The organism is Hymenobacter sp. HD11105, from assembly GCF_054051685.1.
Genome location: NZ_JBSWBR010000008.1, coordinates 56,761 through 75,970, shown reverse-complemented (window position 1 = coordinate 75,970; position 19,210 = coordinate 56,761). Strand labels below are relative to the sequence as shown.

The 19,210-nt window shown below is 61.7% G+C and carries 10 protein-coding genes; 2 read left to right on the top strand and 8 right to left on the bottom strand.

All coding sequences use genetic code 11. From position 1 onward, the window contains the following. Nucleotides 1-262: 262 nt before the first annotated feature. From ACW9KT_RS18940 to ACW9KT_RS18905, 8 genes are all read right to left on the bottom strand, one after another. Nucleotides 263-1,573: a BNR repeat-containing protein gene (locus ACW9KT_RS18940; protein WP_457083301.1), complete on the bottom strand. Its 1,311-nt coding sequence runs from the start codon at nucleotides 1,571-1,573 to the stop codon at nucleotides 263-265. 15 nt (nucleotides 1,574-1,588) lie between these two features. Beyond that, a complete protein-coding gene (locus tag ACW9KT_RS18935; RefSeq protein WP_457083299.1) occupies nucleotides 1,589-2,251 on the bottom strand; it encodes a hypothetical protein in 663 nt (220 codons plus the stop codon). A gap of 72 nt (nucleotides 2,252-2,323) precedes the next feature. Continuing rightward, nucleotides 2,324-5,479, bottom strand: a complete 3,156-nt coding sequence (locus ACW9KT_RS18930; RefSeq protein WP_457083297.1) for a glycoside hydrolase family 2 TIM barrel-domain containing protein — start codon at nucleotides 5,477-5,479, stop codon at nucleotides 2,324-2,326. A gap of 187 nt (nucleotides 5,480-5,666) precedes the next feature. Beyond that, nucleotides 5,667-6,818, bottom strand: coding sequence for a glycoside hydrolase family 88/105 protein (locus ACW9KT_RS18925; RefSeq protein WP_457083295.1), 1,152 nt, complete (start codon nucleotides 6,816-6,818; stop codon nucleotides 5,667-5,669). Nucleotides 6,819-7,032: 214 nt separating this feature from the next. After that, complete coding sequence (locus ACW9KT_RS18920) at nucleotides 7,033-8,040, bottom strand: glycoside hydrolase family 43 protein (protein ID WP_457083293.1); 1,008 nt, start codon at nucleotides 8,038-8,040, stop codon at nucleotides 7,033-7,035. Between the two features lie 77 nt (nucleotides 8,041-8,117). Beyond that, nucleotides 8,118-9,095 (bottom strand): family 43 glycosylhydrolase, encoded by a 978-nt coding sequence (locus tag ACW9KT_RS18915; RefSeq protein ID WP_457083291.1) that lies wholly within the window; start codon nucleotides 9,093-9,095, stop codon nucleotides 8,118-8,120. A 201-nt stretch (nucleotides 9,096-9,296) separates the two neighbouring features. Further along, a complete protein-coding gene (locus ACW9KT_RS18910; RefSeq protein WP_457083289.1) occupies nucleotides 9,297-11,405 on the bottom strand; it encodes a DUF2264 domain-containing protein in 2,109 nt (702 codons plus the stop codon). Between the two features lie 7 nt (nucleotides 11,406-11,412). Further along, nucleotides 11,413-13,284, bottom strand: a complete 1,872-nt coding sequence (locus ACW9KT_RS18905) for a glycoside hydrolase family 35 protein (RefSeq protein ID WP_457083287.1) — start codon at nucleotides 13,282-13,284, stop codon at nucleotides 11,413-11,415. 280 nt (nucleotides 13,285-13,564) lie between these two features. Between ACW9KT_RS18905 and ACW9KT_RS18900 the strand changes: the two genes are divergently transcribed. Continuing rightward, the gene (locus tag ACW9KT_RS18900) at nucleotides 13,565-17,827 is read left to right on the top strand and encodes a hybrid sensor histidine kinase/response regulator transcription factor (protein ID WP_457083285.1); all 4,263 of its coding nucleotides are present in this window, start codon (nucleotides 13,565-13,567) and stop codon (nucleotides 17,825-17,827) included. A 250-nt stretch (nucleotides 17,828-18,077) separates the two neighbouring features. Further along, nucleotides 18,078-19,208, top strand: coding sequence for a glycoside hydrolase family 88/105 protein (locus ACW9KT_RS18895; protein WP_457083283.1), 1,131 nt, complete (start codon nucleotides 18,078-18,080; stop codon nucleotides 19,206-19,208). Nucleotides 19,209-19,210 lie beyond the last annotated feature (2 nt).

The following is a 19,210-nucleotide window of genomic DNA, read 5'->3' as shown; positions in this document are numbered from 1 at the left end:
TCGGGCTGCTGGTCAAGCACAACAGCGGCAGGGTGCAGTAGGTGGCGAAGCAGAAATCAACCAGCAAAATGCGGCCATAGCGTTGATGCCCGCACTCCCCTGCCAATCGGTTAGGGAACGGCGGGGAGCCCACGATGACGCCGTCAGCGCAGAGAGTTAAGCCGGCGGCAACCTTGGTTAATGCTTTACCCTGATAGAACCGCCTGCTGTCCCTTTCATTGGGGGCTACTGCCTAAGGCTCGCACGCGCCAGAGTTTCGTTCTCAGCGGGTCGGGGGTTGCCACTCCAGAATGTAGACAGGCTGAGCCGGCAGGTTTTCCAACTGCTCCCCGTCGCCCTGGCCCGTGCGCTGCACAAACAGGTTTAGCACGCCCGTCGTTTTCCACCGTTCCGTATCGTAGCTCGGTTCCCAGTTGCCCACGGACGTTGTCGTCAGGTCGGTGATGGTCCACTCGTTCCGCTGCAAATCGGGACACTGGGCCACGGACGCGCGGTCCTGGCGCTCGGCGTCGCGGAACAACAGGTAAGCCGCCGTTTTGCCCCGCTTGGTTTCCACCAGTAACTGGGGCCGTGAGATCGGGATTTTCTTGGTGCCCACGCCGCTCAGGCTAAAGGGGGTAGTGCGCTGCCCTACCTGCGCCGTGCGCCACTGCTGCCCGTCAAGGTAGATGAGGTGGTACTGCGGCACTTGCGTGCCCGTGGGCCGCCAATACGTGGCAATATAGGGCGCGCCCGCCGCGTCGGTGGTGATAGAAGTTTGGTTGATCAGCTCACTATTTTGCTGGATGCGGGCGGCGTACTCGGCGGTTTGGGCCGTGATGGGAAGCTGGTAAACTTCGCCGGTGCTTTTCTGCCAGGTCTGGCCGCCGTCCAGGGAGCGGGCATAGGCCATATCATGATTGGAAGCTACGTTGGGCGACTCGCGCCACACCCAGGCCACGTGAATTGCCCCCCGCGGGTCGATGCAGGCCTGCCAGTAGGCATTGCGCTGACCTTCGCCGTTGATGAGCACGTCGTGCAGGCGGGTCCAGCGCTGCGTTTTCGGGTTGTAGCGGTTGAGTACGAGGTTGCCGTTGCCCGAGCTGCCGTCGCGGTATAGAAACAGCAGGTCCCCATTCGGAAAGCGGTGAAACTCGGGGTAGGTGACGTTCTGCTCCTTCGTCCCCAGCATGGGCTGCAAGGGCGTTAGCTCCAAAGAGCCAGGGCGCACGTTGCGGGCGTAGCGTAGGGGGTCGCCGTGGTGGTCGAAGGACAAATGCAGGTAGCCCGCCCCGTCCACCATCATGCTAATGACGTTGTGGGCGTCCTGCACCTTGCCTTGGTAAGGCGTGCGCTGCACTTGCCAGGCCCCGGCGGGCAGGCGGCGCTTAGCCAGCACCACGTAGCCCAGGGAGTCGTAGTAGGCCGTGTACTGCTCCCTGCTGTGGCTCACGACGGAGTTTTTGCGGAAGATGGCCCCGTTCACGTTATTTTTCGCCCAGCCCAGGCCCACGGGCGTTTGGGCAATAGATGCTACTGCCCAGTTGCTTAACAACAAAATTAACAGGCCGCAAAAAAGTCGGGAAGCATGCATGACAGAAACAAGTTGTTAGCGCGTAGCGCCCCGGATGTAGATAGTACCGAGCGGAGTGTAGCAGGGAGGACGCGGCGCGGCCTGTCGGAGGCGAATAGCAACCGTTGTAACGGTCGTAGCTGGGGTCGCAGATACTATTGTGACTTCCCCCACAGCTTCATGCGCAATACGTAGCCGGGCATCGGTATTAATGGGCATTCCGTTGAGCGTGTACTGTACCGGACCTGATACTCCTACCCTCTTGGCTAGCGCAGCAAAGGTTTGACTCTCGACCTCTTTTTTCTCCTTGAGCGTGATGTTGATAATCCCGAGAGTTGCGAGATCACGCCACTGCCGGGGAGCATCCCTACCCTTGTATATTTTTACATCCTTGATATGCTGCGGGTTGATTGTAGAAAACATGGTGCCGTTGATAATCAGCTCACCGCCTAACAAGTATAAGGGCTCCGGAGCCAGAACTCGGGGCGCGGACAACGGCGCGAACCTGGGCGTAGCATCAGGTGGCGCGCCCGACTCACCAGCTATTGGCGTTGCTTCTATCCTAGGCGGCGTAACCTGACTAGCGGGCGGGCGCGGGGCCAACGGCGGCACGGCCGCCCGTTGCGCCACTCCCGCGGCACTGAGGCCGCAAGACGCCAGCACCAGAAGCCACCGCAGAATTCGAGCACTAGCCGGCATAAGCAGCTTGGAGTAAGTGAGATTAATAGTCTGCTAAAGAAACATCTTTCTACTCTCTCAACGAGCAGCAAACTAGGGCTGGGGGGCTTTTTCGTCCACTAATCGCAGGGTGTAGGTATAAGCGTACTTTTTATCCAGCAGGCGGTAGGGCTCGTGGGGCAGGGCACCCCAACTGTTGTCGCCGCCCACGCCGCGCTGCTTTAGGTCTACGTGCAGGGTTACGCTATTGCGCAGCTTAAGGTCGGTGGGGTGCTGCTGCTTTTTGGTCAAGCCGGGGTCGAGGTCTTCGCTACGGAAGGGTAAGGCACTGAAGCTGATGGGCTGCTGCCCTTCCACGCGCAGGCCCAGGCCGGCGGCGTTGGTTAGGGTCACCCAGCGCACGTCGGTATGGTTGCCGTTTTCCTGGGGCCGGATATAGTTGCGCGTAAACTGCCCGTTCACCGAATCCTGGTAGGTGCCCAGGAAAGTGGCCGTATTGCGGTCCTGGTAGTTTTCCCAGGGGCCACGGCCGTAATACTGCAAGCGATTGAAGCGGCGGGGCAAGTCCATCCGCATACCGAAGCGGGGCAGCTCCGGCAAGTTCTTGCCCGTCAAATCGATGGCGGCCGTTACGCGCACCGCTCCGTCGGGGCAGATGAGGTAGTCCACGGTGTAGGGCACGTCAATAGCCGTTAGCAAATAGTCTACCTTGATGGGTAGGCCCGCGGCCGACTGCTCCCCCACGGTCACGCGCTCTACCTTGCGGGCGGCGTGAGCGGTGCGCCAGGCGCCCAGGTTCTGGGGCATGTTGTTGCCGAAGTCGTTGTCGGTGGGGGCGCGCCAGAAGTAGGGCTCGGGGTAGCCGTCGATTATTTTCTGGTCGCGGAGGCGGTAGTCAGTCAGGCGACCCTGCTTGGTGTCGAACTCCCCGCGCACCTCACCTGAGGTAAAGGTGATTTTATCGCCTTCCTGTTTTACTTGCAAGTTGCCAGCCGCCGTAAGTCGTGCGAGGTCAATAGTGCCTGGTGTTAGTATAAATTGTTCGCGGGCTACTTCGTGACCGGTGGGTACTAGTGGCGTGGCAGTTTTGGTCAGGGCAAATACATTGAGCACGTACTCATTACCCGTTCCAGCCGTCAATGATGGAAGTGCCAGCCGCACCTCCTTCTGCTGACCCGCTACAAGCTTTCCTAGCGTAAAAGCACTCCGTTTGATAACGGTACCGTTACGCAGCACTTCCCACTTAAAAGTGTATTCACTTAGGTCTTTGAAGGAAAATCCATTCGTAATAGTCACCCGTCCATTATAAGGCGCAGCGGCACTGAAGCGAATGTCCTGGTATCCCTTTTTCACTTCGTAAAGGCCAGGGTGGGGAGTGCGGTCGGCGGCCACGAGGCCGTTGGCGCAGAAGTTCTCGTCGTTTTGCAAATAAAAGCCCCCCAGGTCGCCCCCGTAGGCGAAGAACGGCCGGCCGTCGGCGGTTTGCGCCCGCAGGCCCTGGTCCACCCAATCCCAGATGAAACCACCCTGCATGTGGGGCTTGCTGCGAATCAGGTCCCAGTATTCCTGAAAGTTACCGTTGCTGTTGCCCATGGCATGCGAGTACTCACACATGATGTAGGGCCGCGTTTTGTCGGTGGCCTCGGCGTACTTTTTCATTGAGTTCATGCCGGGGTACATGGGGCACACGATGTCGGTGTTGGTGTCTTCGCCGGCCTGCTCAAACTGCACGGGGCGGCTGGGGTCGCGCTGCTTAAGCCAGGTGTAGGCCTCGTGAAACACCGGCCCGTTGCCGCACTCGTTGCCCAGGCTCCAGATGATGACGGAGGGGTGGTTTTTGTCGCGCTCCACCAGCCGCTCGATGCGGTCGCGGTGGGCGGCGGCCCACTCGGGGCGGTAGGCCGGGTGCTGGGCTTTGTCGAAGCGGCCCTGCAATTCGGCCCCGTAGCCGTGGGTTTCGATGTTGGCTTCATCAACCAAATACATGCCGTACTCGTCGCAGAGCTTGTACCAGCGCTCGTCGTTGGGGTAGTGGCTGGTGCGCACGGCATTTACGTTGAAGCGCTTCATCAGCTCCAGATCCTGGCGCATGCCCGCCGCCGTCACCACCCGGCCCGTGGTGGGCTCCAGCTCGTGGCGGTTCACGCCGTGCACCTCGATGGGCCGGCCGTTTACCAGTAGCTGGGCCTGCTTGATTTCAACGGTGCGGAAGCCAATTTTGCTTCCCGTCACGGCCAGGGGCTGGCCTTTCGCGTCTTGCAGGGTGAGGCGGCACTGGTAAAGCGTCGGGATTTCGGCCGACCAGGGACGCACGCTTTTGAAGGTGCCGCGTACCTGCACGGTTTGGTTGCCTGCGGCCGTGGGGGCAGCTACGGCTTGTTGCTGGCGCAATACGGTTTTGCCGCTGGGATCCAGCACTTCTACCACTAGCTGGGCGGCAGGCGCGGCGGCGAAGCTGCGCAGGGTCACATCGGCCGAAAACAAGCCATTCTTATAGCTCGGGTCGAGGCCGGCGTGGGTGAAGAAGTCCCAGATGGTGTGCCGGGGCAGGCTGGTCAGGTACACGTCGCGGTCGAGGCCGGAGAGGCGCCAGAAGTCCTGGTCTTCGAGGTAGCTGCCGTCGTGCCAGCGCAGCACCTGCACGGCCAGCTGGTTGGAGCCGGGCTTGAGGTACTGCGTAATATCAAACTCGGCCGGCGACTTGGCCACCTTGCTCATGCCGATGCGCTGCCCGTTCAGGTACACCACCGCGTACCCCGAAACGGAGCCAAAGTGCAGCAGAACTTCGCGCCCCGCCCAGCCCGCGGGCACTTCAAACGTGCGCCGGTAGGTGCCTACCGGGTTGTCGCGCCCGTCGATGTAGGGGGCATTTTTGGGAAATGGATACACGATGTTGGTGTAAATCGGCGTGCCGAAGCCCTTCATTTCCCAGTTGGAAGGCACCTCGATGGTCGGCCAGCTCGCATCCTGAAAGCCTGGCTGCGCGAAGTCGGTGGGCCGCTCGGCGGGGCGGGGCGCGTAGTGAAACTTCCAGGTTCCGTTCAGCGACTGGTAGTAGGGCGAGCGGGCGTAGTCATCGGCCGCCACGTCGGCCGCTTGCTCGTAGAGCATGAAGCTGGCCCGGGGCTTCTCCTTGTTTTGCTCCACTACCAGCGGGTTTTCCCACTCGTTGGCCGCGGGCTGGGTTTGGGCCCAAGACCAAGTGGCAGAAAGCAGGAAAGCAGCAGTCAATAAGCGAGAAGCCAGCATACGGGAGGGAATAGCGTGGGTACAACGAGGGCGAGCTAAGCACGGAAATCGCCCGCCGGACGATTACAAACCTAAGCCGCCGCCGCTGATTCCGCGGGGGCAGTATTCTGACATCGTGGGGGGCATTTTCAGCAAGGCTATGAAAAAAGCCCCCCGTAAATTCCTGTGCAGGCGAGCCAGTAATGGGCTAGTTCTTGTCCAGGTAGCGGTGCATCTCGCTGGCGGCCAGCAAAAAGGCCCCCACCCCGAAGTTGGTGGTCGAGTTTTGATTTACAATCTGGCCGGGAATGGCTTTTTCGCCGATGGGTTGCACGTAGCCGATGGTGCCATCGGGTTGCAGGGCCGTGGTGGTAAGGTAGGTCCAAGCTTTTTGCACGGTAGGCAGATATTCCTTTTTGTCAAGCACGCCGTTGTTGATGCCCCAGAGCAGGCCGTAGGTGTAGAAGGCAGTGCCGCTGGTTTCAGGGCCGGGCGCGTGCTCAGGGTCGAGCAAGCTGCGCGTCCAGTAGCCTTCGGGCTGCTGGGCCTGCTTGATGGCCGCGGCCAGGCCCTGGTACTTGCTCAGGTAGTCGGCCCGGTGCGGGTCGGTGGGGGGCAGGTCTTGCAGCACTTTGGCCAGGCCGGCCAGCACCCAGCCGTCGCCGCGGGCCCAGAAGTCCTTTTTGCCGTTGGCCGACTTATGCTGGGGGTACACGTACTTGGCGTCGCGGTAGTAAAGGCCGGTTTCGGCGTCGTGCATGATGCTGTTGGCGTAGCTGAAGTACTCGTGCAGCTTACTCAGGTACTGCGGGTTGTTGGTCACCTTATAGAGCTTGGTCATCACCGGCATCACCATGTAAAGGCCGTCGGCCCACCACCAATAGTCGTTTTGGGGGGTGCTCATCTGGTACTCCATCACCTCCCGGGCGCGGGCAATGCGCCGGGGCTCGGGCTTGAGATTATACAGGTCGACGTAGGTCTGAAAGCAAATCTGCCAGTCGCCAAACAGCACGTAGTCGTCCTGCTCGCCGTACTTGTATTTCCAGGCGGCCCGGTCGTCCGATTTGGCACCCTTCCACTGATTGTGCTCAGCCCAGGCCTCCGAATACTGGCGATACTTTTCGTTTTTGGTCACGGCATACGCCGCCATGTTGCCGGTGTGGTAGGCGGCCACGTCCCAGAAGGAGCGCTGCTGGGGCGGGTTGGTGGCTTGCCAGTGGTCATTCACCTTGGTAATAGTTGCCAGTACCTCCCCTTTCTTGGGCAGGGCCGCCTGGGGAGCTTTTTTCGAGGTAGCGCAGCCCGCGGTCAGGAAGACAATGGCTAGGGCGGCATGCAGGAGGGGTCGGATGCTTTTCATGGAGAATAATAAGAGTTGATACTGGGCTGGTCGAACCGAAGGAAGGCATAAGACAAGCATTAGTTCCGCTTCTTTGCCTCAGGTAGAGACACCTAGTTGGGTCTGCTCGCGTGGCTGATGCTGTTTATCCAGGTTGTTCAACGTCCGGCCGCTCAACGGGGAGACGCACATAGGCGTCCCTGCAATCGTTCTGAATGGTTACTGACCGTAAAAGCTAGGGTCGGTAAGGCTTGCCCACCACCAGCTTGTTGCCCGATACATCCACCTCGAACAGGTGGGGCACGCGGTGGTAGCGGCCGTTGACGTTCTGGTGGCTGTGGGCGGCCATCAGCAGCTGGCCGTTCAGGGCACGAAACAGCATGCCGTGGCCGTAGTTGGGCGGGGTGATGGGGTCTTTCTCCTGCACCCAGGGGCCATCGAGGGTGCCGCTGGTGGAGTAGGCCACGCCCTGCGTGTACACGTCGTGAACCCAGCTGGTCCAGATCATGCCCAGGCGGCCGGTTTGAGTGCGGAACAGGTAGGGGCCATCGGTGACTTTGCTGGGGCGGTCCTGACCGTTTGGGTCCTTTTCCCGGCTCCAGGGCGACTCACTGGCCCGAAACAGCAGCTTGTTTTCGCCCACTGTGCCGCTCAGGTCGGGCCTCAGCTCTATTTTTTCCATGGTGCCGATCAGGCTTTGCAGCCACTCGTAGCAGTACACCAGGTAGGGCTTGCCGTCTTGGTCTACCCACAGCGTGCCGTCAAGGGTGGGCTTGGTGGCGGGCAAATAGGTGGCGTCGCCGTTGGGGATGGGCTCATAGGGGCCGTCGGGCTGGCTGCTGACCAGCACGTGGCAGGCCCGCCGCTCAATGACGTTGCCCTGCACGGTATCAATCTTGACGGCTTGGTTGGTGAAGGTGGCGAAGTAGTAGTACTTGCCGCGGTAGGGATGAATCTCCGCGGCCCAGATCATCGGCTTCGGGCCCATCCAAGAGGTAGGGTCGGGCTGCGCTACCCGGTACGGCCCCGACCAGCGCTTCAGGTCGGGGCTTTTCCAGAGCAGACCGCCCGTGCCGGTCAGGTAGTACTGCTTGGTTTTCGCGTCGGCCATGATGAAGGGGTCGCTCAGCCGAATGGAATCCAGCGGCATGTTTTGGCGGATGGCCGGCAACTTCCCGTTCTGCGCCGGGCTAGCTAGTGGCAGTAGCAGGCAAATCAACCAGGATAACAACTTCGCTTTCATAGGCATGAACTAAGTTGGCACCGGGGAGTGCCGGCTATGTTTCCTCTCCACTCCGGGGCCGCGCCCCGAGCAGTAATCTACCGGCTAGCAGCTTTCTTGATTTTGGTGGGCTTTACCGGCTCAAATACGTCGACCGGCAGGATACGGCCCTGAGCATCGAAGCGCATAGGCGACAGGCAGGTTTCGCGGTTGAAGCCATTGCCGTCGGGAATGTGGAAGCGGTGGTAGGCCATCACCCACTGGTCGGTGCCCGGCACCCGGAGCACGGAGTGGTGGCCCGCGCCTTTCACCACGCCTTTGCCCTTCAGCACCGGGTTCTCCGCGGCCTTGGTGAACGGCCCCAGGGGCGAACTGGCCGTAGCGTAGGCCACGGAGTAGCGCGGGTCGCGGGTGTCGTACTCGCTCCACATCAGGTAGTATTTGCCCTGGCGCTTGAAGGCAAAGGCCCCCTCATTGTAGCCCGGCGGCTTAAACTCGACCACGGCGGCCGCATCGAAGGAAACCATATCAGGGTTGAGCTTGACGACGTGGCACTGACCTTGCCCAAAGTACAGGTAGGCCGAGCCGTCGTCATCTACCAGCACCATGGGGTCAATCATCTGGCCCCTGAACTGACCTTTGGCCACCAGGGGCCTGCCCAGGGGGTCTTTGAAGGGGCCCGTGGGCTTATCGGCCACGGCCACCCCGATGCTCTGGGCGGCGGAATAGTAGTAGTAAAACTTGCCGTTCTTTTCGGCAATGGCGGGGGCCCAGGCATTCTTCGTGGCCCAGGTAAGGTCGCGGGGCAGGTCCAGAATTACGCCTTCGTTTTTCCACGTTACCAGGTCCTTCGACGACCAGCAGGTGAAGGAAGAAGCCCCCCAGCTTGGAATTCCGTCGGTGGTCGGGTACAGGTAGTAGGTGTTGCTGAAGGCGGCGATATGGGGGTCGGCGTAGAGGCCGGACAGGACGGCAGCGGGAGCGCGGAGTGTATCGGCGGGCAGGTGTTGGGCCAGGCTGGGCGCTCCAATCCCTACACTCAGCAGCAGCAACAAAAAACGAATTGGTCTCATCATGTTCTTAAAAACGCGGACGGGCGGCACCTACGGGGCTCGGGGCAAGTTCCCACGCCTGCCCGAGCGCTACTTTAGTAGCAAAGCAAGTACGGGCTTGATTGCGACTTCTTTCCTCCCACCCGGAAGAAGCGCGACCCGTACCATACTCTCGTAGATGCCGCCCGCCGCGTTGTTATTTGCGACCCCGCGGGGGGCAATTAGTTAGTTGAAATGAAGGTTCTTGGTGCGGCCATCCGCAAAACGAATTACCGGGCTATTGCTAGGCCCGGCGTAGGTTATTTTCTGCACGGGCAGCAGCTCCTCGTTTTTCCAGGGCTCCCCGGATTTTTTCCAGAGCATGAGCGTGGCATACACGGGGGGCTTCGCGGGAGTTGGTTGCATGGTGGCCGCCACGTTGAGGACGGCACTGGCTGGCTTCACCGGATTCAAATTCTGAGTGTCAAGCGTTTCCAGCTTATCCCAGCCGCTGAGCGCCACTAGGGCCAGCTGGTAGGTGCCGTTGTCGATGAGCTGCACTCTGTGGCCTTTTACCTTGCGCGTGGTGCGCTTGATGGTGCCTGTCAGGTTGGGCAGGGCGTAGTGGCCTAGGCGCGCCGCTATGGGTTCGGTGCTCATATTCTGGTCTACCCGCAGAATGCCGTTGGGCAGGGGCAGGTCAGCTAGCCGAAGCTGGATGTTTTTGTTGGTTTCAAGCTCGGCCGTGCGGTAGTACACCCCGTCCTCAAACTTTGTAAAAGTGTAGAGGCGCAGGGGCTCCCACTTATTCTCCTTGTTTTTGAAGACGTAGTTCATGGCCACCTCGCCATTGGAGCCGTCGGCCTGCCAGGGAAAGGCGCTGTTGTAGCTCAAGCGGTTATAGTTCTCGTCGCCCCGATAAGGGTCCGTGCTGGCTTGGTGCGGGGCCGTCCGGATTTCGGCCGCGCCGCTGCTAGGGTAGTTCGTCACCAGGATGTTGGGGCCGGCCTCGAACTTGCTGACCAGCGGGCCTTTCGTCCCCTCCTGGCTCCAGGGTCCCTCATTCTCGGTGGCCGTCCAGAAGGGACTATCCCCTGGCACTAGCAGGCCGAGGAAGGCCTTGCCCAGCCAGAACACGCTGCCCCGGCAGCTGTAGGGCTGCACGGCGGGCTCGAAGGCGCCATAGAATCCCAGGGTGGGAACGTTATCCTGCAAAAAATCCGGGTTCTCCAAAAATTGCAAGAGCGCGCCCGAAGCGATGCGCCGCATCCAGCCGAAGTTGGTGTTTGGGTCCGGGTTCAGCCCCATGAGCGGAAACGGCACCACCGCCCCGAAGCGGTAGCTGATGCTGCGGCCCCACATAATCATGTGCCCATCCCGCCCAAACATATAGGGGTAGGTGTCCTTCAGGGGGGCAAAATTAGCCGCCAGCTGGGCGGCCACCGCCGGGTAGTGCTGCTGCCCGTAGTAGGCCGACCACAGCTTACCATACATTTGGAAAGCCCACATGCTGTAGTAGTCGAAGGACGGATCGTCGTCGTACCAGCCTGCACCTTTATAGTGGGTCAGTTGCTTTTGCAGGTATTCTTCCAGCAGCTTCTCGTTGATTGCGTAGCCCTGGCTTTTGAAAAAGCTCAGGATGAAGATGTTGAAGTAACGCCAGTTCTGGGGGACCGTGGGCCCGTCGCCGTAGCTAAGCATGGTCGCGGCCAGGGCCTTTTTCGTGGGCTCGGGCAGGGGGTTCCACAGAATTTCGGGGGCGGCAAACAGGGCTACGGCCAGCCCGCCGAACTCCACCAGGTTCTGGCTCGGCCCGCCGTTCTCGGCCCGGGGCTTGATGTAGGTGTCGCTGGCGGGGTCCACCAAGCGGCCCAGCTGGTGGCGGTAATACTCGGCCACCTGGATATTGTTCAGGGTCAGGGTGGGGTTTTCCTTGAGCAGGGGGGCGGCCATAAAAAGGGTGCGGCAGAGCCCTTCCAGCTTTTCGGTGGGCACCTGAGCGGCGCTGCGCGGGTAGCTTTTGCCCGGCTGCTGGGGAAACTGCAGGGGGTCGTCCAGGCCGTGCACGTAAGTAAATGCCCCAGTGAGTAGGTACTTGGCCGCGTCCTGCCAGTGGCGGCGCGTCATGCCCGTCAGGGGGCTTAGCTGCCGGTCGGGCTGCTGCACCGCAAACGGCGGCAGCTTGCTAGCCGCCGGCGCGACAGTGGTCTTGAAGGGCAAAGCCGCCGGGGAAGGTTGGCCGTAGGCTAGGCCGGCCGCCAGGCAAGCGGCGGCCAGCAGCCCCAGCCGCAGCGGGGTGGCGCGGCGCGGGGCCGGCGGGGTGAACGAGGTAAGCTGAGGGTGGGAAGTGGGCATACCGCGGTTAGTTGGTTTTCTGAGCCTCGCCCTGGGTCACGACCACGTCGAGAATAGGCTTGTCGACGCCCGTGAGCTTATCCTGCTGGGGCTTCAAGAGCTCCAGCACCACCACTTCGTTGGCGCCTTTCTTCAGCCACTCGGCGGGCACGTACAAGGTTTGCTGGGGGCCAATTTGCCAGTAGCGGCCCAGGTGGTGGCCGTTGATCCACACGCACCCTTTGCCCCACTGACTCATGTCGAGATAGGTGTCGGCGGTGGCGGCCAGGGTGAAGGAGCCGCGTCGCAGCACGGGTCCGTTGCTGGCGGTGCCGGCCTTGGCCGTGGGGGCTGGGGTAACCTTATTGATATCGTCGAAGGGTAGGCTAAAGTGCTGCCAGCCCGTGAGTTCGGTGCCCGCGAAGGTGACATGCTCGGTGATGCCCTTGCGGTTCTGATTCAGGAAGGGACCGAAGTTCAAGCGGCCCAGGTTCTCGACCAATATTTCCAGGGTCACGCGGCCGGGGGGCAAAGTCAGCTCTACTTGGTCCTGCTCCAGGCGGCGGTCCAGGGTAGCCACGCGCTGCCCGTTCACGAGCACCACGCCGTAGTCGCGCAAGTCCTTGACTTTCAGCATGCCCGTGCGGCCCCCGGCTACTTGGGTGCGGTAGAGCACGAACCCGTAGTCCTGATTCAGGTCCTCAAAGGTCTGGGGCTTGGGGCTGGTTACGGCCTTAGGCAGCAGCGCCGTCAGGCTGGTTACCTTGGTTAGGCTGATGGTCGGAATCCCCATTGCGGGCTTGGCCGCGGGCACGGGGGGCAGCGTGGTGCCTTTCGGCAGGTGCTTCTCGATGACGCTGCGGAAAGACCGGAACTTAGGTGTGGCGTTGCCGGCCTCGTCCAGGGGCGCGTCGTAGTCGTAGCTGCTGATCTGGGGCTCGAAGCGGGTGCCTGCGCCCTTGTAATTGGCCCCGTTCATAAAGCCGCGGGTGGTGCCCCCGTGGAACATGTACATGTTGATGGAGATGCCTGCGGCCAGGACCGAGTCAAGGCGGGGAGCGTATTTTTCGGCCGGCACCGTGTGGTGAGGCGTGCCCCACCAGTCAAACCAGGCCGGGTACCACTCAGCAATAAAGAAGGGTCCCTTGCCGCCGTGGTAGGTGCGCACGAGCTGCTTGACCTGCTGGGGCTTGTCCAGCCCGTTCACGGCGGGCAGCAAACCCGGCAGGTAGCCTTCCTTTACTTTCTCGGCCGGGTCGCAGGTGTACAGCAGACCGTCGAAGCCGGCCTGCTCAAACATCTTACGGTTCAGGGCCAGGTAGTCTTTGTCGCTGGCGTAGAAGCCGTACTCATTCTCCACCTGCACCATAAGCACGGGCCCGCCGTGGTTGACTTGCAGGGGAGCTATTTGTTGAGCTACTTCCTTGAGGTAGCGGCCGTAGGCAGCTAGGTACTTAGGATCTTTGCTGCGGACCACGAGGTCTTTGTCCTTCTGTAGCCAGTACGGGTAACCCCCAAATTCCCACTCCGCGCACACGTAGGGACTGGGCCGTAGCACCACCCACATGCCTTCCTCTTGGGCAATCTTGACGAAGGCGGCAATGTCGTGGTTGCCCGCAAAATCGTATTTCCCGGGCTGGGGCTCGTGCACGTTCCAGAACACGTAGGTGCCAATGGTATTCAGGCCCATGGCCTTGGCCATGCGGATGCGGTGGCGCCAGGCCTCCCGCGGAATGCGGGGGTAGTGCAGCTCGCCCGAAATCATCTGGAAAGGCTTGCCATCGAGCAAAAAGCTCTCGTCGCCCAGCGCGAACGTGTGCTGGGGCGCTTGCGCCCGGGTGGGGGCCGCGGCTAGGCTTAGTGCCCCCAGTAGCAAAGCTCGCAGAAGGTGCTTATGCATAGTGACGTATCGTTATTGATTGAAAAACCAAGATTCCCCTAAGTTAACCAGGTAATGGTAGACGCGCGGGGCCGGAGGAGGAAGCTAAAAGTACGGATGGCCCGCCCCGCCCGGCGGGGACGTTTTGGTTGAAAAGGGGGGGCAAAATAGTTACGATGGCGCGGCGGGCGCTTGGGATGCCAAGCAATTGTTAAATTCGGCTTCCTAGTAAACACTGTCGTGGTTCTGCCCGCGCGCCCTATCTTCCGCTTTCCTAACCAGGCTGTAATCTTCTGTGTCCGTGCCTTCTTCTCCTCTATTCTTCAAGCGGATCCTACCGCTGCTGCTCTGGCTGCTGGGAGTAGAGCATAGCCACGCCCAGAATATTGCTCCCCGGGACTTTCGGTTTGAGCACCTCACCGTGGACCAAGGCTTGGCCCACAGTGATGGCATGGCCGTCGCCCAGGACCGGGCGGGGTTTATCTGGGTGGGCACCAACCGCGGCCTGGACCGCTACGACGGCTATAGCTTAAAGCAGTACTCCCTGCCCGTTAACCCCCGCAATGGCATCTCCGGCAACCGAATCAAGGTAGTGTATGTGGGCGCCGACGGGCGCCTCTGGGTGGGCACAGAACGGGCGGGGCTGAGTTTGTACGACGCGGCCCACGACACCTTTTTCAGCTTCGACGAGCGCCACGTGCCTGCCGCCTACCAGGCCCTAGCCCAGCAGCTGGCCCAGTCGGACGTGACGGCCCTAGCCTCGGATAGCGCGGGTCGGCTGTGGGTGGGCACCACCCGCGATGGCGTCTTCCTGCTCACCTTCGACGGGCGGGGCGGCGTGCGGCAGCTGCTGCAGCTGCCGCCCCGGGTCAACGGGCGGGCGTCCCTGGCGCGCGTGACGGGGCTGGCCGTGGATGCCGAGGGCAAGGTCTGGGTGGGCACCCTGGATGCCGGGCTGCGGGTCATCCGCGCCACGGAGGCCACGCTACCCGTGCAGTCGACCCCGCTGGCCACGACGCCCATCCGGGCCCTGCACCTAGACCGGCGCGGCGATCTGTGGCTGGGCACCGATCACCAGGTGCTGTGGGTGGCGGCGGCCAACCGCCGCACCATGCGGGAGCTGACGGCCCATCCCCTCCCCCAGCAGTTTCCTATTCTGCAGTCAATTTTTCTCGACTCCGGGGGGCAGCTCTGGGTGGGCACCACCTACGGGTTGTATGTGTGGCAGACGGGCGTGGTCACCGCCGGCACGCCGCCCCTGCGTCCTACCGCGCCCACCTTGTTTCTGCCCCAGGATGATGAGTCGTTCAGCATCAACTCGGAGCGCATTCACCAGATCTTTGAGGACCGCAACCAGATTATCTGGCTCTGCGCCTCGGCCGGGGGGCTAAACAAGGTCGACCTGCGCCAGAAGCCCTTCGGCCTGATCCGCCAGCAGCTGACCGGCCGGCGGGCGTTGTCGAACAACTACATCAACGCCATTTACAAGGATGAGGCCCGCAACACCCTGTGGTTCGGCTCTCGCAACGGCGTGACGAGCTACGACTTAGGCCAGCACACCTACCGCCACTACCTCAATCAGCTGGCGAGCAGCCCGCGCGGCGTGGACGTTTCCGCTGTCTTTCAAGCCCGGAACGGCACGCTGTGGTTCGGCACGCGCGAAAATGGCTTAGTTACGCTTTCGCAGTCAGGCGGCCGCGAGCAGCTCACCACCTACACCAAGCTGGCGGACGGCACAGACTTACGCGCAGAAAGCATTGAACGCATTGTTCAAGATCGGGACGGCACGATCTGGGTGGCCACGTTTACGTCCGGCTTGCACCGCTTCAGCGCCACCGGCCAGCACCTGGGCGCCTACCGCACCGATAACAGCGCCCTGCCCTCGGATCAGTTTACTTTTCTGCTCTTCGACCCCCAGCGCGATGTGCTGTGGGCCAGCACGCGCGACGCCGGCCTACTCAAGCTCCGCGTGCGGGGCGACTCCCTGCAAGTGCTGGCCCAGTACCAGTACGGCCCTAAGCGTCCCAATAGCCTGCGCGTCAACTACGTGTGGCCCCTGCTGCTGGACGAGCGGGGGGCGCTATGGATTGGCACCATCGGGGGGGGGCTGCACGAGCTGCGCACGGACGCGCAGGGGCGCGAGACCATGCACTATTACGATCAGCAGCTGCCGGAAAGCGACGTGGAAAGCATCCTGGCCGATGATGCGGGCAACCTCTGGCTGGGCGGCACCGGTCTTTACCGCTTCACCCCGAGTACGGGCCAGTACCTGCGCTACGACGTGGCCGACGGGCTGCAAAGCAACGCCTTTAAGATTGGCTCCGCGACCCGGGCCCAGGATGGCACCCTGTATTTTGGGGGCATCAATGGCATCAATTACTTCCAGCCCTCGGAAATTCAAGCCAACCCCTCCCCTCCCGTGGTGCAGATTACGGGGCTGCGGGTCAGCAACAAGCCCGTAGCCGTGGGCGATACGCTCAACGGCCGCGTCCTGCTCCGGCAGGCGCTGTCCGTTCCCCAGACGCTTACCATTCGCGCTGCCGAGAATGACTTTGCGGTGGAATTCGTCGCCCTCAACTACGCCAACCCCCAGAAAAACCGCTACGCCTACCAGCTGGTGGGCTACAACCAGGACTGGGTGCACCCCGCCCCGGGGCAGCGCACGGCCAGCTTTGCCAACCTGCCGGCGGGCAACTATACCTTGCACATCAAAGCCAACAACGGGGAGGGCGTGTGGAGCAAGCACTACGCGACCATGCGTTTTGAGGTGCTGGCCCCCTGGTGGCGCACGGGGTGGGCCTACGCCCTGTACGGGCTCGTGGCCCTGGGCCTGGTAGCCCTGTATCGTCGCTTTGAGATGAGCCAGCAGCAACTCCAGAACAAGCTGCGCCTGGAGCATTTCCAGGCGGAAAAGGAGAAGGAGCTGACCGACTTGAAGCTGGGGTTTTTCACCAACGTCTCCCACGAGCTGCGCACCCCGCTCACGCTCATTTTGGGGCCCATGGAGGAAATTATCAGCAGCCCCGGCCCCGTGGCGGACCTGCGGCCCAAGGTGCAGCTCATGCAGAAGCAGGCCCGCAAGCTGCTCGATCTAGTGAACCAGCTCCTCGATTTTCGCAAGGTGGAAACCGGCAACGTGCCCCTGCGCGCCAGCTACGGCGACGCGGTCCGCTTTCTAGCCGACCTGTTCTCGATCTTTCAGCTCAAAGCGCAGGAGCGGAAGGTGGACTATGTGCTGGATGTGCCAGCCGACCCCATCCTGCTGTACTTTGACCGCAGCAAGCTGGAAATCATCCTCACCAACCTGCTAGCCAACGCCTTTACCTACACCCCCGACCAGGGCCGGGTGGAGCTGTCGGCCACTATCGTGGGCAATCCGGGGGGCGAAGCGGTGTTCAGTCAGGGCCAGCTCACGGGCAACTACCTGAAGATAAGCGTGACGGATACGGGCGTGGGCATCAAGGCCACGGAGCTGGACCTCATCTTCGACCCCTACTACCAGGCCAGCCATACCGGCACCCGGCGCATGACGGGCACGGGCATTGGTTTGTCCTTGGCCAAGCAGTTTGCCGAGCGCCACGGGGGCCGCCTGCTGGTAGCCAGCCGGGAGGGGGCGGGCACCACCTTTGAGCTGCGCCTGCCCTTCGGCCGCCAGCACCTGCGGCTTGATGATATCCAGGAAGAGGCACTAGCCCCGGAGGAGGAACCCAGTATGTCCTTGCTGCTGGAAAACAGCCCCCCCCGTCTGCCGGGCGCCGAGGTGGCGGCCGGGCCGCCGCGCCTGCTGGTGGTGGAAGACAATGAGGAGGTGCGCCAGTACCTGCACCAGCTCTTTGAAGCGGAATACGAGGTGCTCACCGCGGAAGATGGCGTCGAGGGCTGGGAAAAAACCTTGAGTTACCTGCCCGACTTCATTATCAGCGACGTGATGATGCCGCGCAGCGATGGCCTGGAGCTGTGTCAGAAAATAAAGCAGCACCCCAAAACGGCCCACATCCCCGTGCTGCTGCTCACGGCCCGCACCGCGGAAACCCACGCGCTTGAGGGCCTCGGCACGGGCGCCGACGACTACGTGAGCAAGCCCTTCAACCCGACCCTGCTGCAAGCCAAGGTCACTACCATGCTGCGCAACCGCCGCAAGCTGCACGAGTACTACCAGCGGCAGATCCTGCTGGAGCCCACCGAAATAGTAGTGGCCGACGCCGACCGACAGTTTCTGGAAAAGGCCATGAGCGTGGTGGAACAGCACCTGGAGGATGCCGAGTTCAGCGTGCAGGTGCTGGTGCGGGAAGTGGGCATGAGCCAGTCCGTGTTCTATCGCCGCATCAAGAGCATTACCGGTCAGACGGCGGTGGAGTTTATCCGGGATGTACGCATGAAGCGCGCGGCCCAGTTGCTGGCCCAAACCTCGATGCGGGTGTCAGAGGTCGCCTTTCAGGTAGGCATTGAGGATGCGAAATACTTCCGCAAGGCCTTCCAGAAAATCTACGTGCTCTCCCCTTCTGAATATGCCAAACAACACCGGCAAAGCCGGGAAGCCGCGGCGGTCTCCACCAAGGGCTAGCGCCAACAAGATGGTAATAGGGCGAGGCAAGCGCGGCTGAGCCTGGCTGCTGGTAGCTAACTGCGCATCAAGCTGTTGCGCTGCCCGAGGTTTTCATGAACCAATCAGGGTGCGGCTGGCGGCGACGAGTCCTACCCCGGTATTGACTGAAAATGCCCCCCAGCACTGCGCGACTATTTTGCTAGGTTTGTTTTCGCCTCATTGGGTCGTGCGGGGGGCAATTTATGCCCTCTCCACCACCCCCTGCTCTATGAAGTATCCCCTGCGTCTTGCTTTTCCGCTCGCTTGTTGCGTCCTGCTAGTCCTGCTCCTGGTTCCCGCGAGCCAGGCCCAGTCGGTTTCCGGCCCTGACAGGGCTTACTTCAAGCCTAAGTTTATCAAGCAGCAGTTGCTCAAGGCGGCGAAGTGGCAGCTGGCCCACCCCAAGCATGCGCTCACGGACTGGACCAACGGGGCCTTCTACTCGGGCGTGTTTGCCGCCTACCAGACGACCAAGTCCCGACTGCTGCTGGATTCCCTGCTGGCTATGGGGGAGCGCACCCAGTGGCAGCCCGGCCCGCGCTACGACCATGCCGACGACATCGTTATCTGCCAAACTTACCTGAACCTGTACCGCCTGAAAAACGACCGGCGCATGATTCAGCCGACCATAGCCGTGGTCGAGAAATTTCGGACGGTGCCGGGTCCCGAGGTGCAGATCCACGGCATTGCCTGGTGGTGGTGCGACGCCCTGTTTATGGGTCCGCCCGTGCTAGTCAAGCTGGGCGTGATCGAAAATCAGCCCCAGTACCTAGCGGTGAACGATACGCTCTACCAGCAAACCTACCGCCGCCTGTTCAACCGCCAGGAGCATCTGTTTGCCCGCGACGCTAACTACCTGTGGAACGAAGCCGGGGAAGGCAAAAAGGAAAGCAACGGCCAGCGCATTTTCTGGTCTAGGGGTAATGGCTGGGTGATGGGGGGCCTGGTGCAGCTCTTGCAGGAGTTGCCCCCGAACCACCCAAGCCGGGGCTTCTACCTAAACTTATTCCAGGAAATGAGCGCCCGCCTGGTGCAGCTCCAGCAGCCCGATGGGCTGTGGCGCTCCAGCCTGCTCGACCCGCAGGCTTATCCCGGCGGGGAGGCGTCCGGCTCCGGCTTTGACTGCTACGCCCTGGCCTGGGGTCTCAACCAAGGCCTTCTCACTGGACCGCAGTACCTGCCAGCCGTGCAGAAAGCGTTGGTAGCGCTCAACAAGTGCGTCTCGCCCGAAGGCCGGGTGGGCTGGGTGCAGCCCATCGGGGCCGATCCGCGCCGCGACTTTTCGGCCGACAGCTGGGAGGTGTACGGCACGGGGGCCTTTTTGCTGGCCGGCTCCGAAGTCATTAAGCTTAAGCTTTAGTT

Coding starts and splice junctions, on each gene's coding strand:
- ACW9KT_RS18905 (WP_457083287.1), bottom strand. CDS start 13,284: ATGCATAAGCACCTTCTGCGAGCTTTGCTACTGGGGGCACTAAGCCTA.
- ACW9KT_RS18925 (WP_457083295.1), bottom strand. CDS start 6,818: ATGAAAAGCATCCGACCCCTCCTGCATGCCGCCCTAGCCATTGTCTTC.
- ACW9KT_RS18910 (WP_457083289.1), bottom strand. CDS start 11,405: ATGCCCACTTCCCACCCTCAGCTTACCTCGTTCACCCCGCCGGCCCCG.
- ACW9KT_RS18920 (WP_457083293.1), bottom strand. CDS start 8,040: ATGAAAGCGAAGTTGTTATCCTGGTTGATTTGCCTGCTACTGCCACTA.
- ACW9KT_RS18915 (WP_457083291.1), bottom strand. CDS start 9,095: ATGATGAGACCAATTCGTTTTTTGTTGCTGCTGCTGAGTGTAGGGATT.
- ACW9KT_RS18935 (WP_457083299.1), bottom strand. CDS start 2,251: ATGCCGGCTAGTGCTCGAATTCTGCGGTGGCTTCTGGTGCTGGCGTCT.
- ACW9KT_RS18895 (WP_457083283.1), top strand. CDS start 18,078: ATGAAGTATCCCCTGCGTCTTGCTTTTCCGCTCGCTTGTTGCGTCCTG.
- ACW9KT_RS18940 (WP_457083301.1), bottom strand. CDS start 1,573: ATGCATGCTTCCCGACTTTTTTGCGGCCTGTTAATTTTGTTGTTAAGC.
- ACW9KT_RS18930 (WP_457083297.1), bottom strand. CDS start 5,479: ATGCTGGCTTCTCGCTTATTGACTGCTGCTTTCCTGCTTTCTGCCACT.